This window comes from Actinomycetota bacterium, assembly GCA_035640355.1.
Lineage (GTDB): Bacteria > Actinomycetota > UBA4738 > UBA4738 > HRBIN12 > CALGFI01.
Window position 1 is genome coordinate 44,283 of record DASQWI010000019.1, and the last position, 15,698, is coordinate 59,980.

Below are 15,698 nucleotides of genomic sequence, written 5' to 3' on the forward strand. Positions count from 1 at the left end.
CGCTTGCCAACAATGGCGCCGCGCCTCCCCGGGGGGCCCGCCGCCAGAGCGTAGCGCTCGTCCAGTCGGCACCCCCGAGCTGCCGCGGTCGGGGGTCCGGCCCTCGCGTCCGTGCCTAGAGTTGACAGTCCCAGGCTCAACTTCCATCATGGGTAGTGACTGAGGCCGGCAGGGCCGCCGGTCGACCAACGAAGCGATCGTGCAGGAGGTAAGGGAATGCCACGAGCCGTGGGGATCGACCTGGGTACGACGAACTCGGTCGTATCCGTGCTGGAGGCCGGCGAGCCTGTCGTCATCCCGAACGCGGAGGGTTCTCGGACGACCCCGTCGGTCGTCGGGTTCTCCCGGGGAGGCGAGATCCTCGTCGGCGAGGTGGCCAAGCGCCAGGCCATCACCAACCCAGACCGCACCGTCCGTTCGGTGAAGCGTCACATGGGGGCCAAGGACTGGGACGTCGACGTCGACGGCAAGCGATGGACGCCGCAGGAGGTGTCCGCACAGATCTTGGCCAAGCTGAAGCGCGACGCCGAGTCGTACCTCGGCGACAGCGTCACGCAGGCGGTGGTCACCGTTCCGGCGTACTTCGACGACGCTCAGCGCCAGGCGACCAAGGAGGCCGGCCAGATCGCGGGCCTCGAGGTCCTTCGCATCATCAACGAGCCGACCGCGGCAGCGCTTGCCTACGGGCTCGACAAGCAGCACGACCAGACGATCCTGGTGTTCGACCTGGGCGGCGGGACGTTCGATGTCTCGCTACTGGAGATCGGTGAGGGCGTCTTCGAGGTCAAGGCCACCCACGGCGACACCCAGCTCGGCGGCGACGATTGGGACCAGCGGGTCATCGATTGGATGGTCAAGGAGTTCAAGAACAACTACGGCATCGACCTCGCCGCCGACCGCATGGCGATGCAGCGGCTGAAGGAAGCCGCGGAGAAGGCGAAGATCGAGCTGTCGCAGGTGTCCGAGGCGACGATCAATCTGCCGTTTATCTCGGCGGGTGCCGAGGGACCGCTGCACCTGGAGGTGAAGCTCACCCGCGGCGAGTTCGAACGCATGACGGACGACCTCGTCCGTCGGTGCCGTGAGCCGTTCGAGCTCGCGGTGAAGGACTGGGGCAAGGGCATCGAGAAGGTCGACCACGTGATCCTGGTCGGCGGCTCGACGCGCATGCCGATGATCCAGGAGCTCGTCCGAGAGCTAACCGGCGGGAAGGAGCCCCACAAGGGCGTGAACCCCGACGAGGTCGTTGCGGTCGGCGCCGCGATCCAGGCGGGTGTCCTGAAGGGCGATGTCAAGGACATCCTGCTCCTCGACGTCACACCGCTCACGCTCGGCGTCGAGACCAAGGGCGGGATCTTCACCAAGCTGATCGAGCGCAACACGACGATCCCGACGCGCAAGTCGGAGATCTTCACGACGGCCGACGACAACCAAACGAACGTCGAGATCCATGTGCTGCAGGGCGAAGCCGAGACCGTCTACTCGCCCGGCGTGCGTTCGCTCGGCAAGTTCATGCTCACGGGCATTCCCCCCGCGCCACGCGGCATGCCGCAGATCGAGGTGGCGTTCGACATCGACGCGAACGGCATCGTGAACGTCTCGGCCAAGGACATGGCCAGCGGCAAGGAGCAGGCCATGACCATCACCGGCGGCACGGCCCTTTCGAAGGACGACATCGACCGGATGGTCGCCGACGCGGAGAAGTTCGCATCGGAGGACCACCGCCGGCGCGAGGCGGCCGAAGCCCGCAACGCCGGCGACCAGATCGCGTACCAGGTCGACCGCTCGCTCGAGGAATGGGGCGACAAGGTCCCCGAGGCCGACCGCGAGGAGCTGAAGAAGCTGAACGAGGAGCTGAAGGAATCTCTCAAGGGCGAGGACGCCGACCGGATCAAGTCCGGGACCGACGTGGTCATGGCGAAGTTCCAGAGCATCGGGCAGGCGATGTACCAGCAGACCGCACAATCGCAGACGCAGCAGGCCGCCGCGGCCGGGGGTGGAGCGCCCTCGAACCCCGGCACCGACGGTGACAACGAGGTGGTCGAGGGCGAGATCGTCGATGAAGGAGGTGGACAGCAGTGAGCGACAGACTCGTCCGCTGGGATCCGTTCCGTGACCTCGTCTCGATTCAGGACGAGCTGAGCCGGCTGTTCGGTCGCACGTACGGCGGGTCCGAGGCTCTCCGCCCCAGCGCGGGCGGCGTGTGGATGCCGTCGATGGACGTGTACGAGACCGAGGACAAGATCGTCGCTAAGCTCGAGCTGCCCGGCATCGAGCCGGACGAGGTGGACGTCTCCGTCGAGGACTCGACGCTCACGGTCACCGGAACGCGCGAGTTTTCCGATGAGGTGAACGAAGAGAGCTACCACCGCGTCGAGCGGCGGTACGGCTCGTTCACTCGAGCGATCACGCTCCCGCAGACCGCCGACACCGAGAAGGTGAACGCGAACTTCGACAACGGAGTGCTGACGATCGAGGTGGCCAAGGCCGAGAAGGCCAAGCCGAAGAAGATCCAGGTGAAGGCGTCGTAATGACAGAGCACGACGAGCGCGAGCGAGACGAGGACCGTCCGAAGGTCCGCGTCGTCGACAAGCGCCGCTTCGGCGGGGGTGGGGCCGCGCCGGCCGGAACGGCCGGCGCGGCCTCCCCGGCCGAGCAGCCCGATCGAAGCGGCGCGGCGGACGCCGCGCCGCAGGACGAGCTGGCCGAGGCGCGGACACAGGCCGCGGAGTACCGCGATCACCTGCAGCGCCTCCAGGCCGACTTCGAGAACTTCCGCAAGCGGACGATTCGTTCGCAGGAGCGGCTGGTCGAGTCGGAGCTCCAGCGGTTCGTGCAGCAACTGCTCGAGGTGCTCGACGAGTTCGACCTCGCGCTGATCGCCGCCGAGCGAAGCCCGGACTTCGAGAGCTTCCGTAAGGGCGTGGAGCTCGTGTACGCGAAGCTCGCGGACACGCTTCGCTCGGAGGGCCTCGAGCGGATCGCGGCGGAGGGCAAGCCGTTCGATCCCAACGAGCACGAGGCCCTGATGCAGACCGGCGAGGGTGACGGCGAGCCGCACGTCGCCGAAGTCTTCCGCCAGGGGTACAAGCTGCGCGGTTCCGTCATCCGCCCGGCGAGCGTTCGCGTCGAGCGCGAGTAACGGGGTCTCCGCCCATGAACGGGGACGTCCGCCGCGAGTGGTTCGAGAAGGACTACTACAAGGTCCTCGGTGTGCCGAAGAATGCGACCGCCGCCGAGATCAAGAAGGCCTACCGCAAGCTCGCGCAGGAGTTCCATCCCGATCGCAACGCGGGCAACAAAGCCGCGGAAGACAAGTTCAAGGAGATCTCCGCCGCGAATGACGTCCTCGGCGACGAGGACAGGCGCAAGCAGTACGACCAGGTACGCGAGATGGCGGCATCGGGGTTCGGCGGGGGCGGCGTCGGCGGCTTCCCCGGCGGAGCGCCCGGCGGTGGACGGGTTCGATTCGAGGACTTCGACATGGGGGACCTCGGTGACCTGTTCGGCGGGCTGTTCGGTGGAGCGGGTCGCGGGCGGGCTCGCGCGAACGCTGCACGCGGCGCCGATCTCGAAACGCGCGTCACCGTCTCGTTCGACGAGGCCATGTCGGGTGTTACGGTCCCGGTGCGTATCGACGGCCCGGCCCCGTGTGAGACATGCGGCGGTTCCGGCGCGGCGCCGGGAACCACCCCGGTGACGTGCCCTCAATGCGGCGGTTCGGGACAGATCGCGGTGAACCAAGGGTTCTTCCAGATGTCGCAGACATGCCCGCGCTGCCACGGCGCCGGACGCATCGTCGAGACGCCGTGCCCAACGTGCGGCGGCAGCGGCAGTACGACGCGCACGCGAAGCTTCCAGGTGAAGATCCCGGCGGGCGTCAAGGATGGCGCGCGGATCCGTCTAACAGGACGCGGCGAGCCCGGTGCCGCGGGTGCGCGGGCGGGCGACCTGTTCGTGCAAGTTCACGTTCGTGCTCACCCGTTCTTCGGACGGAAGGGTTCGGATCTCACGGTGGACCTGCCCGTGACGTATGCCGAGGCCGCGCTCGGCGCGAACGTCGAGGTTCCGACGCTGAACGGTCCCGTGACGATGAAGGTCCCCGCGGGAACGCCGAACGGCAAGACGTTCCGGCTCAAGGGCAAGGGCGCCGCGAAGCGCGGCGGTCACGGCGATCTGCTCGTGACGGTGAACGTCGAGGTGCCGCGGAAGCTCTCGCGATCGGAGAAGGAGCTGCTGAAGCAGCTCCAGGACGCCGAGAACGAGTCGCCCAGGCGGCGGCTCGGGGTTTCGTAGGAGGAGATGAGCGTGGCTCGGGAACGTCGGGACGGCGGCCCTGATCGGTCCGACGATCGTCGTGCGGTCTACGTCATCAGCGTTGCCGCGGAGCTCGCCGGCGTGCATCCGCAGACGCTCCGCATGTACGAGCGGAAGGGTCTGCTGCAACCCAAGCGGACGTCGGGCAACACGCGCCGCTACTCCCAGCGCGACATCGACCGCATCAGGGCGATCCAAGAGTTGACCCAGCTCGGGGGCATCAGCCTGGCCGGCGTGAAGCTGTTCATCGAGATGCGTGAGCAGCTCGATGAGATGGAGCGACGAGCGGCGCGACTCGAACGCGAGCTGACGGCGCGAACGCGACGCGAGGAGCCGACCGCCGACATCGTCCCCCTACGGAGCGTCATGCGCTTCACGTGGGGGAACGAAGGATGACGGCGCTCCGAGGTCCGCGTGTGACGCTCCGAGCGTTCAGGCCTGAGGAGATCGACGACGCGATGCGCCGTATGGGTGGCGGGATCGAGCCGTCCAACGACGGCCAGGCCATGCGTCGTCGCGCGCGCCTTCAGGGCTCCGGCGCTCGCAACGACTGGGAGGTTCTGTTCGCCGTCGAGGCGGAGGGCCGCCTGGTCGGCGACGCCCAGGGGCGTTGCTCCGACCACGCGATGCCGCCAGGCGTGTGGGAGATCGGGATCGAGCTGTGGGATCCCGCGGATCGCGGGAGGGGACTCGGCCGTGAGGCGGTCGCGCTCCTGTCGACGCACCTGTTCGAACACGAGGCGGCGATCCGGGTACAGGCGACGACCGACGTCGTGAACGCACCGATGCGCCGGGTTCTGGGAGCGCTCGGGTTCGGGTTCGAGGGGGTGCTCCGCGGCTTCATGCCGACCGGCGACGGGACAGCTCGCGACTACGCGATCTACGGCGTCACGATTGACGACTGGACAACGAGAAGGCTCGAGGGGGTGTGGGGGCTCAAGGAGCGAGTGCGAACGCGCGAGCGGTAGCCCCACGATCGACATGGATCCGAACAAGCTGACGATGAAGTCCCAGGCCGCGCTGGAGGGGGCGCGGCAACAGGCGCTCGCCCGCAACAACCAGGCGATCGAGCCGGAGCACTTGCTGTTCGCGCTGCTCTCCGACCCCGAAGGCGTGGTCTATCCGTTGCTGCACCACCTTGGGGTCGCGCCGAAGCCGCTTCGCGACCACGTCGATGCGGCCCTCGATCGCCTGCCGAAGGTGTACGCCCAGGGCGGCGACGTCCGGATCGGACCCGCGCTCGGGGCCGCGCTGGAGGAAGCCTTTCGCGAGGCCGAGGCGCTGACCGACGAGTACGTCTCGACCGAGCATCTGCTGCTTGCTCTGCTCGAGGGCAACACGGGAGCGGCACGGATCCTGCGCGAAAACGGCGTTGAGCGCGACACGGTGCTCAAGGCGCTCGCCGAGGTTCGGGGACGGCAGCGGGTCACAGACCCGAACCCGGAGGAGAAGTATCAGGTTCTCGAGCGGTACGGTCGTGACCTCACGGACCTGGCCCGTCGCGGCAAGCTCGACCCGGTGATCGGACGAGACGACGAGGTTCGCCGCGTGATCCAGGTCCTGTCGCGACGTACCAAGAACAATCCCGTGCTGATCGGCGAGCCCGGCGTCGGCAAGACCGCGATCGTCGAGGGCCTCGCCCAGCGGATCGTCGATGGCGACGTAGCCGATTCGCTGAAGAACAAGCGCGTGGTCGCGCTCGACGTGGGTGCGATGGTCGCGGGTTCGAAGTACCGCGGTGAGTTCGAGGAGCGCCTGAAGGCCGTGCTTCGCGAGATAGCGGAGTCCGAGGGCGAGATCATCACGTTCATCGACGAGCTGCACACGATCGTCGGTGCAGGCGCTGCCGAGGGCGCCGTCGACGCGGGCAACATGCTGAAGCCGATGCTCGCCCGGGGAGAGCTGCGCGCGATCGGTGCGACGACGCTCGATGAGTACCGCAAGCACATCGAGAAGGACGCGGCGCTCGAGCGGCGTTTCCAGCCGGTTCTGGTCGAGGAACCGAGCGTCGAGGACACGATCGCCATCCTCCGCGGGTTGAAAGAGCGATACGAGGTGCATCACGGTGTGCGGATCCAGGACCCGGCGCTCGTGGCGGCCGCGGTGCTCTCGGATCGCTACGTGAGCGGGCGGTTCCTGCCGGACAAGGCGATCGACCTGATCGACGAGGCGGCGAGCCGTCTCCGCATCGAGATCGATTCGATGCCCGTCGAGATCGACGAGGTCGAGCGGCGCTTGAAGCAGCTCGAGATCGAGCGCGCCGCGCTCCGCAAGGAGACCGACGCGGCGTCGAAGGAGCGGCTCGAGCGGCTGGAACAGGAGCTTGCCGACCTGCGCGAGCAGAGCGCGGGCATGCAGGCGCACTGGCGGCAGGAGAAGGAGCGCATCGATCGGATCCGGCAACTCAAGGCCGAGATCGAGTCGGCGCACGGGGAGTTCGAGCGGGCCGAGCGCGACGGAGACCTGGAGCGTGCGGCCGAGCTCCGGTTCGGCAGGCTCGTGGAGCTCGAGCGGGAGCTCGAGGGCGAGAACGCACGACTTGAGGAGCTGCAGCGCGACCGCAAGATGTTGAACGAGGAAGTGGCCGAGGAGGACGTCGCTCAGGTCGTGTCGAAGTGGACCGGCATCCCGGTCAGCCGCCTCATGGAGGGCGAGATGCAGAAGCTCCTTCACCTGGAGGAGGCGTTGCACCGGCGCGTCGTGGGGCAGGAGGAAGCGGTGAACGCGGTGGCGAACGCGATCCGGCGGTCGCGCGCCGGACTCTCGGACCCCAACCGCCCGATCGGCTCGTTCCTGTTCCTCGGACCGACCGGCGTCGGCAAGACCGAGCTCGCCCGCGCCCTCGCGGAGTACCTGTTCGACGACGAGCGCGCCATCGTCCGCGTGGACATGAGCGAGTACCAGGAGCGGCACACGGTCTCGCGGCTGGTCGGTGCACCGCCGGGCTACGTGGGGTTCGAGGAGGGAGGTCAGCTGACGGAGGCCGTTCGCCGCCGGCCGTACTCGGTGATCTTGCTCGACGAGATCGAGAAGGCGCACGGCGACGTCTTCAACGTGTTGCTGCAGCTCCTCGACGACGGGCGGCTCACGGACGGTCAGGGCCGCACCGTGGACTTCCGCAACGCCATCGTGATCATGACCTCGAACCTGGGAAGCCCGATCTTCCATGACTCGTCGATCCCCCAGGACAAGCGGAGGGACGCGCTCGTCGACGACGTCCGCGGCTTCTTCCGTCCGGAGTTCGTCAACCGGATCGACGAGATCGTCGTGTTCGAACCACTCGACCGAGACGACCTCAGGCAGATCGTCGACATCCAGGTAGGACTGCTCGTGCAACGGCTCGCGCAACGCTCCCTCACGGTCGAGCTCACCGATGCGGCTCGCGAGCATCTGGCCGGCGCCGGCTATGACCCGACGTTCGGCGCGCGGCCGCTGAAGCGGTTGATCCAGCGCGAGCTTCAGGACCCGCTGGCGATGAAACTGCTGGCCGGGGAGGTCGCCGAGGGCGACATCGTCGTCGTGGACGCCGTGGAGGGTGGGCTCACGCTCACCGCCCCGAAGCACGCATCGGCCAGCGCCTAAGCCCGGGCGCACTCGCGGTCGATACATCGTCTCGTGAACAGGTGGGGTCTCGTCCTTCTTTGGTTCCTCGCGGCCGTGGTCGCGGTGTTCTTCCTCCGGGCCCTGCCCGGGATCGTCGTGCTCGCCCTGTTCATCGGCGGGGCGGTGTTTGCGACCTCGCGCCTGAAGCGGGAGATGAAGGAGGACGTGGGCAAGACCGGCGCGGAGGTGCTCGGCTTACGACGCGAGACGGCCGATCCGTTCGGACTCCTCGGATTCCCCTTCGCGCTGTTCTCACGCACCTCCCATCCCGAGATCACCGAGCTCGTGTGGGGTCCGTGGAGCGGACTCGAGGTGACGGTGTTCGGTCTCGGGTTCGACGCTCCTTCACTGTCGAGCTCGTCGGCCCCGCGAACGGTGTTCGCCTGCGGGCTCACGAAGGGCGACGCCTCGTTTCCATCGGTCGTCGCAGAACCGCAAGTCTTCTTGACAACGTTCGAGCGCGCTCCGACATTCAGTCGCGTCGAGGTGGACGATCCCGGGTTCGACGCAGAGTGGAACGTCTGGAGCGAGGATGGATCGTTCGCTCGAGCCCTCCTCGACGAACCGATGCGCGATTGGCTGAGATCGCTCGACGACGCATGGGCGATCGAGGTGAGCGGTTCGATGGCTCTGGTCTACGGTCCCCGTCCGAACAGCCCCGACGTGTTCGGAGTGCTCGACACGCTGAAAGGCCTCGTGGAGCACGTTCCGAGCGAGGTGCGTGCGGCACATCCGCCCGTGACCTCCGGCAGCTAGCCGCCTTGCTGCGCGGTCCGGCCGCGGCGATTAAGCTCTCGCGCCGAGGAACGGAAAGGAACGAACGTGGCCGTCGCCGTTTGGGTCGTCATCGGTGTCCTCGTGCTGCTCGCCATCATGGGCATCGTTTCCTACAACCGGTTCGTCTCGCAGAAGCAGCTGATCCGCGATTCGTGGGCGAATATCGACACCGAGCTCCGTCGGCGGTACGACCTGATCCCCAACCTCGTCGAAACCGTTCGCGGGTACGCTTCGCACGAGCGGGCGGTGTTCGAGAACGTGACGCGAGCACGCGCCGCGGCCGCGTCGGCGACGGGTTCGCCGGCCGAACAGGCGGCCGCGGAAGGCCCGTTCGTCGCGGCGCTGCGCCAGCTGTTCGCCGTGGTCGAGAACTATCCCGATCTCAAGGCCAACCAGAACTTCCTGGCGCTGCAAAAGGAGCTCTCGAACACCGAAGACCGACTGCAGACGTCGCGGCGCTTCTACAACGCGAACGTACGCAACTTCAACGAGCGGGTGCAGCAGTTCCCCTCGACGATCATCGCCCGCGTGTTCGGGTTCGAGCAGGAGGAGTTCTTCGAGGTGGACGACGCGCTGCGAGAGGCTGGCCCTCCGCGCGTCGACTTCACCGGATCGGCCCCGGCTGCGACCGTCGAGCAGACGTCGCAGCCGCCGGCGCCTTCGGCACCGACGCCGCCTCCGCCGCCCGAGTCGTCGTCCTAGTGCGCTCGGCGTTCGCCTCCGCCACGCATTAGGGGCCCGATCCGGACTCGGAGGCGAGCTCCGGCACTGGAGCGGAACCCCTGCGCATTGTGGCGCGACGTACGTCGGTCGTGAGCCACGTCCAGATCGCAGCCCACAAGACCGCGACGCCGCCCAGCACCGCGACGGTCGGGCGAGCGCCGAAACGATCGGCCGCCCACGCGGTAACGAGCGCCGACACCGTGAGCGACAGCGTGATGAGCGTGAAGTCGAAAGCGAAGATGCGACCCAGTATCCGATCGGGCACGAGCCGTTGCAGTCCGTACGAAGACAGCGTCCACTGAGCCCCGCCGCCCAGGTGCGCGACGCCGACCGCCGCGGCCGCCGCGAAGAGACTCGGCATGACTCCGAGCGTCGCGTACCCGAGGCCGAAGACGGCGAGGGCCACGCCGATCGCGCCGAACAGCCTGCGGTCCTGCGGCCCGGCCAGCCACCGCCCCAGGAACGGTCCGATCAGCGCGCCGACACCTCGGCCGGCCATCAACGCCCCGATCCCTGCGTCGCCCGCGCCGAATTCTTCGTGCGCGAACACGGCGATCAGCGCGATCACGCCCGCCGCGATCCCGAACCCCGCCTTGACCGTCACGAGCGCGAGCACGCGGTGATCGCGGCGCGCGTATCGAACGGTCTCCACAGTCGCCCGGATCACGTTCGCCTCCGGCTCCTCGGTCCGCTCGGCAGAGAACGGCCGGCGGATCCTCGCGATGAGCAGGCCCGAGACGGCGAAGCTGGACGCGTCGATCAGGAACGCGGCGTCGCGACCGAGCGCGGCGGCCACGATGCCGCCGAGTGCCGCGCCGACGGCGAGCATCGTTCCCCACAGCGAGCCGGAGAGCGCGTTCGCCGGTCCGAGCTCTCGCGGCTCGACGAGGTTGGGAAGCGCCGCGCTCGACGCCGGATCGAACACGGCGGAGAACGACGAGATGACCGCGAGCAGCAAGTAGGCGAGCCACATCATGCTCGGGTCGTTGACGAGCAGGAACCCCAGGCACAGGAGGGTCCGCGCGACGTCGCACACGACCATCAGCCGGCGCCGGTCGAACCGGTCCGCTAAGACGCCGCCGATCAGAGAAGCGACGCCGAAAGGGACCTCCTGCGCGACGATCAGCGCGGCGACCGACACCGCAGACCCCGTGAACTCGAGGGCCAGACCGAACAGTGCGACCAGCAGGAACCAGTCGCCGCCCAGAGAGATCAGCGATGCGAGATACAGCTTTCGGAAGTCGCCGTTGCGCCGCAGAAGCGACAACGACGCCCGGAAACCGCCTGCGTCTTCGATGGGCTCGCGCGAGGCCACGACGATTTGCCAGACTACATGGGGGACGCAGGCGGCCCGGGTCGCGCCGGAAAGGAGCCAGACGTGCTCGAGAATGTCACGTGGTTCCGTCAGTCGTCGATGCGCCTTGCGACGGAAAGCCGCACGATCTACATCGATCCGTGGGGAACCGCCGAGGGCGACCCGAAGGCCGACCTGATCCTGATCACACACGCGCACTTCGACCATCTGCAGCCCCGCGAGATCCAACGGCTGAGTGCCGCGAATACCAAGCTCGTCGCGCCCAAGGACGTCGCGAACGAGCTCGCGGGAGACGTCACGCCGGTATCGCCGGGCGAGTCGCACGAGGTCGCAGGCGTGCGGTTCGAGACCGTACCCGCCTACAACGTCGCGCCCGACCGACTCGACATGCACCCCAAATCGAATGATTGGGTCGGTTACGTGTTGGAGTTCGACGGACGCCGCTACTACCACGCAGGCGACACCGACGCGCTGCCCGAGCTTGAGTCACTGCACACCGACGTTGCGATGGTGCCGATCGGTGGGACGTACACGATGGACTACCGAGAGGCCGCGGCGTTCGTGAAGGCCATGGAGCCCGGACTCGCGGTTCCCATGCACTTCGGTTTCGTCGTGTGTTCGCCGTCACACGGCGACCTGTTCCGCAAGGAGGCGCAGCCGATCTCGGTCGAGGTGCTCGAACCGATGAACCAATACGAGCAAACCTGAGAGAGGCCCAAGAGAAAGGAACACGAATGGCTCTCGGCTACGACAAGCCGCTCTACATCCTCGCGTTCGACCATCGCGGCTCGTTCCAGAAGAAGTTCTTCGGAGTGGCCGGTGAACCGAACGCCGAGGAGGCAGGGCGCATCTCTGACGCGAAGAACGTGATCTACCAGGGCGCGAAGCGGGCGCTCGACGAGGGCGTTCCCCGCGAGTCCGCTGGCGTGCTCGTCGACGAGCAGTTCGGCGCCGACGCCGCGCGAGACGCGAAGGCGTCCGGGTTGACCCTGGCCATGCCCGTCGAGAAGAGCGGGCAGGACGAGTTCGACTTCCAGTACGGAGAGGATTTCGGAGCGCACATCGAGGAGTTCGATCCCACGTTCTCCAAGGTGCTCGTCCGGTACAACCCGGAGGGCGGCCACGAATCCGACGCGATGAACGCTCGACAGTCCGAGCGCCTCAAGCGTCTCGGTGACTGGTTGCACGGGAAGGGACGGAAGTACCTGTTCGAGCTGCTCGTCCCGCCGACGCCGCAACAGGTCGAAGCTGCCGGCGACGAGCAGACATGGGACCGGGACGAGCGCCCCAAGCTGATGAAGACGGCGATCGAGCAGCTGCAGGCGTCGGGTGTCGAACCCGACATCTGGAAGATCGAGGGGATCGATCACCGTGAGGACTGCGAGACGATCGCCGCGACGACACGGGCCGGGGGGCGGGCCGGCGTCGCGTGCGTCGTCCTCGGACGCGGAGCCGACGACGCAGCCGTCGACCACTGGCTCAGGACGGGGTCGGGAGTTCCCGGCTACATCGGTTTCGCGATCGGTCGTTCGATCTGGTGGGACCCGCTGAAGGCGTTCGTGGACGGGAACCTCGAGCGCGAAGAGGCGGCCAAGCAGATCGCCGCCAACTACCGGCGTTTCATCGACGTCTACAACGGGAGGGCGTAGGGATGGCGGTCATCAAGACGATCGACCTCGTGGGAGTTTCATCTGAGTCGTGGCGAGACGCTGCGCAGCAAGCGCTATCAGAGGCGGCGAAAACGATCCGCGGGATCGACTCGATGGACATCCTCGGCACGAGCGCCGTCGTGAAGGATGGCAGCATCACCGAGTACCACACGCAGGTCAGGATCAGCTTCCGCATCGAGCGCTAACCACCCTCGCTAGACTCGCGGCGTCATGCCTGCCTCGATCGTCGTGGGGACGCAGTGGGGGGACGAGGGTAAGGGCAAGGCGACCGACTATCTGGCGGACCGGATGGATTTCGTCGTCCGGTATCAGGGCGGAAACAACGCCGGCCACACGATCCTTGCCGAGGGGCACACGCTCAAGCTGCAGCTGATCCCGTCGGGCATCCTGTATCCGCACATCACCTCGGTGATCGCCGACGGCGTCGTCGTCGATCCGCGCGTACTGCTCGAGGAGGTGGACGGACTTGCCGCCCTCGGCATCGCGATCGACCCATCGCGACTCGTCGTGAGCGGGAACTGTCACATGATCATGCCCTACCACTTGGAGCTCGAGAAGGTGACGGAGCGGTTCCTCGGCAAGAACGCGCTCGGCACGACGAAGCGCGGAATCGGTCCGGCGTACGCCGACAAGGCGGCGCGGATCGGACTTCGGATCCAGGATCTGTTCGACGAGAAGATCCTTCGAGAGAAGCTCGACGTCGTCCTCAAAGAAAGGAACCAGGTCCTGACGCGTGTCTATGGGCGGTTGCCGATCACCGCGGGCCTCATCGTCGACGACTACGTGCGCTACGCGGAGCGACTTGGCCCGCACGTCGTCGACACGTCCAAGCTGATCCACGAGGGCCTCCGCGCCGGCAAGAACGTCCTCCTGGAAGGCGCTCAGGGGACCATGCTCGACCTCGACAAGGGGACGTATCCGTTCGTTACATCCTCGAATCCTGTGGCCGGCTACGCGCTCGCGTCGGTGGGCATCGGGCCGCGCGAGGTCGACCGCGTCGTCGGGATCACCAAGGCATACGTGACGCGCGTCGGCGCGGGGCCGTTCCCGACAGAGGACACCCGTTCGGACGGCGAGCGGCTTGGCGCGCGCGGCCGCGAGTTCGGGACGGTGACCGGACGCAAGCGCCGCTGCGGGTGGTTCGACGCGGTGATCGCGAGATACGCGGCACGCGTGAATGGTCTCACCGAGCTGTTCGTGACCAAGCTCGACGTGCTGTCGGGATTCGAGACGCTCAAGGTATGCACGGCCTACCGAGCCGGCAACGAGATGTTCGAGGACTTCCCTCCGAATCAGTCGTTGTTCCACGACGCGGAGCCGGTGTACGAGGAGCTGGAGGGGTGGGACGAGGACCTTGGGCGGGTGCGTTCGTTCGGCGACCTTCCCTCCCCCGCGCGGAAGTACCTCGACCGGTTGCAGGATCTGGCAGGCGTTTCGATCGGCGTCGTCTCGGTCGGGCCGGCGCGAGAGCAGAGCCTCACCGCCGAGGGAGGCGCGGCACAGTGAGCGAAGCGAACGTTGGGCGAACCCCGGGCTGATCGATGAGGGTGCTCGTCGTCGGCGGCGGAGCGCGTGAGCACGCGCTCATCTGGCGCATGGCGGAGAACCCGACGATCGACAAGCTGTTCGCGGCGCCCGGGAATGCCGGAATGGCCAAGGACGCCGAGTGCGTTCCGGTCGCGCTCGACGACGTCACTGCGATCGCCGACCTCGTCGATCGGCAGCGGATCGACCTGACCGTGGTCGGCCCGGAGATCCCACTCGTCGCCGGACTGGCGGACGAGCTCCTCGCGCGGGGACGGCTCGTATTCGGTCCGATGAAGGACGCGTCCAGGCTCGAGGGTTCGAAGTCGTGGGCGAAGTCGCTCTGCGAGCGGTACGGCATCCCGGCCGCGCGTTCGCGAACGGCGACCACGATGGAAGGTGCGCTCGAGGCGCTCGACGAGTTCGAGGCCCCGTACGTTGTGAAGGCCGACGGGCTCGCGGCCGGCAAAGGCGTTGCCGTCGTCGCGGACCGCGACGAGGCGATGGCCTGGCTTCGGGCGTCGCTGGAACAGCGCACGTTCGGGGCGGCGGGAGCGACAGTCGTGATCGAGGAGTTCCTCTCCGGAACCGAGGTGTCGGCGATCGCGCTTTCCGACGGGCGCGACGTGTTGCCGCTCGCGTTCGCGCAGGACTTCAAGCGCGTGGGCGACGGCGACGCCGGGCCCAACACCGGAGGGATGGGGGCGTACTCTCCGGTGCCCTTCGTCGACGACGCGACGGCGGACGAGATCCTGAACGACGTGCTCGTTCGCACCGTACGCGCGATGGAATCCGAGGGCGCACGCTACGCAGGCGTGTTGTATGCCGGACTGATGCTCACCGAAGAAGGTCCCAAGGTGCTCGAGTTCAACGCGCGATTCGGCGACCCCGAGACGCAGGTGATCGTTCCGCGACTCGGCTCCGATCTCGCCGAGTTGTGTCTCGCGTGCGCGGAGGGGAACCTCGCCCTCTACAAGACGAACCTGTCGCCGCAGTCGTGCGTGACCATCGTGCTCGCGTCGGGCGGCTATCCGGATACCTACGAAACGGGGTTCGCGATCGAGGGGCTCGATGCAGCCGAATCGGTCGAGGGCGCGCTCATCTTCCACGCCGGCACCGCGGAGCGCGGGGGTAGAGTGGTCACTGCCGGGGGGCGTGTCTTATCGGTCGGCGCGCTCGGGGACGATGTCGCCGAGGCGAGGGCGCGGGCGTACGAGGCGGTGTCGCGCATCTCGTTCGACGGGATGCGCTTTCGGAGCGATATCGCAGCGAAGGCGGCGGAAGGGGGGAGAGCGTGAACGGCGAGGCCCCGCAGGTCGGCGTACTCGTCGCCTCGCCGGCAGAGCTCGCAGTGATGCAGCAGGCCACGGCGATCCTGGAGAAGCTCGAGATCCCTCACGAGATCCGCGTCATGTCGGTCGCTCGGAGTCCCGATCTCGTCGACGAGTACGCGCGCACCGCGTTCGACCGCGGCCTCAAGGTGGTCGTGTGCACGACCGGCATCTCGGGCCATCTCGCATCCGCCGTTGCGGCGCGAACGATCCTCCCGGTGATCGGGGTGCCCGTCACGAGCGATCAGATGGGTGGCGAACAGTCGCTCTATGTCACGGCGCAGATGCCGAGCGGCGTCCCGGTGGCAACCGTCGGGGTCGACGCCGCCGTCAACGCCGCCGTCCTCGCCGCGCAGGTCGTCGGGGTGGGCGATCCGGTTGTGCAGAAGCGCTTGTGGCGGTTCAAAGACGACCTGGCGGAGGGCCTCCGGCTGTGAC

16 protein-coding genes are annotated in these 15,698 nt (G+C 67.5%); 15 read left to right on the forward strand and 1 reads right to left on the reverse strand.

Going from position 1 to position 15,698, the window contains the following annotated elements; genetic code table 11:
* Positions 1-216 precede the first annotated feature (216 nt).
* The 9 genes from dnaK (at position 217) to VFA08_10625 (ending at position 9,399) form a co-directional block, all read left to right on the forward strand.
* Entirely contained in the window at positions 217-2,082 is a 1,866-nt protein-coding gene (dnaK, locus tag VFA08_10585; protein ID HYZ14032.1) for a molecular chaperone DnaK, read from the forward strand.
* On the forward strand, positions 2,079-2,531 hold the full coding sequence (locus VFA08_10590; protein HYZ14033.1) for an Hsp20/alpha crystallin family protein: 453 nt from the start codon (positions 2,079-2,081) through the stop codon (positions 2,529-2,531). Before dnaK ends, VFA08_10590 begins: the two co-directional genes overlap by 4 nt.
* A complete protein-coding gene (locus VFA08_10595; GenBank protein HYZ14034.1) occupies positions 2,531-3,142 on the forward strand; it encodes a nucleotide exchange factor GrpE in 612 nt (203 codons plus the stop codon). Before VFA08_10590 ends, VFA08_10595 begins: the two co-directional genes overlap by 1 nt.
* 14 nt (positions 3,143-3,156) lie before the next feature.
* Positions 3,157-4,296 (forward strand): molecular chaperone DnaJ, encoded by a 1,140-nt coding sequence (dnaJ, locus tag VFA08_10600; protein ID HYZ14035.1) that lies wholly within the window; start codon positions 3,157-3,159, stop codon positions 4,294-4,296.
* Between the two features lie 12 nt (positions 4,297-4,308).
* Positions 4,309-4,713 carry a helix-turn-helix transcriptional regulator gene (locus tag VFA08_10605; protein HYZ14036.1) on the forward strand — a complete coding sequence of 135 codons (405 nt, stop codon included), beginning with the start codon at positions 4,309-4,311 and terminating at the stop codon, positions 4,711-4,713.
* Positions 4,710-5,285, forward strand: coding sequence for a GNAT family protein (locus tag VFA08_10610; GenBank protein HYZ14037.1), 576 nt, complete (start codon positions 4,710-4,712; stop codon positions 5,283-5,285). The genes VFA08_10605 and VFA08_10610 overlap by 4 nt, the downstream gene beginning before the upstream one ends.
* Before the next feature lie 13 nt (positions 5,286-5,298).
* Positions 5,299-7,899 (forward strand): ATP-dependent chaperone ClpB, encoded by a 2,601-nt coding sequence (gene clpB / locus VFA08_10615; GenBank protein HYZ14038.1) that lies wholly within the window; start codon positions 5,299-5,301, stop codon positions 7,897-7,899.
* Positions 7,900-7,932: 33 nt separating this feature from the next.
* A complete protein-coding gene (locus VFA08_10620; GenBank protein ID HYZ14039.1) occupies positions 7,933-8,676 on the forward strand; it encodes a hypothetical protein in 744 nt (247 codons plus the stop codon).
* 66 nt (positions 8,677-8,742) lie between these two features.
* Positions 8,743-9,399: a LemA family protein gene (locus tag VFA08_10625; GenBank protein ID HYZ14040.1), complete on the forward strand. Its 657-nt coding sequence runs from the start codon at positions 8,743-8,745 to the stop codon at positions 9,397-9,399.
* Between the two features lie 28 nt (positions 9,400-9,427).
* Here VFA08_10625 and VFA08_10630 read toward each other — a convergent pair whose 3' ends face one another.
* On the reverse strand, positions 9,428-10,735 hold the full coding sequence (locus tag VFA08_10630; GenBank protein HYZ14041.1) for an MFS transporter: 1,308 nt from the start codon (positions 10,733-10,735) through the stop codon (positions 9,428-9,430).
* 63 nt (positions 10,736-10,798) lie between these two features.
* Between VFA08_10630 and VFA08_10635 the strand changes: the two genes are divergently transcribed.
* From VFA08_10635 to VFA08_10660, 6 genes are read left to right on the forward strand one after another with little or no spacing between them, the layout of a single operon-like run.
* On the forward strand, positions 10,799-11,443 hold the full coding sequence (locus VFA08_10635; protein ID HYZ14042.1) for an MBL fold metallo-hydrolase: 645 nt from the start codon (positions 10,799-10,801) through the stop codon (positions 11,441-11,443).
* A gap of 26 nt (positions 11,444-11,469) precedes the next feature.
* Positions 11,470-12,384 carry a DUF2090 domain-containing protein gene (locus VFA08_10640; GenBank protein ID HYZ14043.1) on the forward strand — a complete coding sequence of 305 codons (915 nt, stop codon included), beginning with the start codon at positions 11,470-11,472 and terminating at the stop codon, positions 12,382-12,384.
* 2 nt (positions 12,385-12,386) lie between these two features.
* Positions 12,387-12,590 carry a dodecin family protein gene (locus tag VFA08_10645; GenBank protein HYZ14044.1) on the forward strand — a complete coding sequence of 68 codons (204 nt, stop codon included), beginning with the start codon at positions 12,387-12,389 and terminating at the stop codon, positions 12,588-12,590.
* A 25-nt stretch (positions 12,591-12,615) separates the two neighbouring features.
* Positions 12,616-13,911, forward strand: coding sequence for an adenylosuccinate synthase (locus tag VFA08_10650; protein ID HYZ14045.1), 1,296 nt, complete (start codon positions 12,616-12,618; stop codon positions 13,909-13,911).
* Positions 13,912-13,946: 35 nt separating this feature from the next.
* Complete coding sequence (gene purD, locus VFA08_10655; protein HYZ14046.1) at positions 13,947-15,227, forward strand: phosphoribosylamine--glycine ligase; 1,281 nt, start codon at positions 13,947-13,949, stop codon at positions 15,225-15,227.
* Entirely contained in the window at positions 15,224-15,697 is a 474-nt protein-coding gene (locus VFA08_10660) for an AIR carboxylase family protein (protein HYZ14047.1), read from the forward strand. Before purD ends, VFA08_10660 begins: the two co-directional genes overlap by 4 nt.
* Position 15,698: the final 1 nt, after the last annotated feature.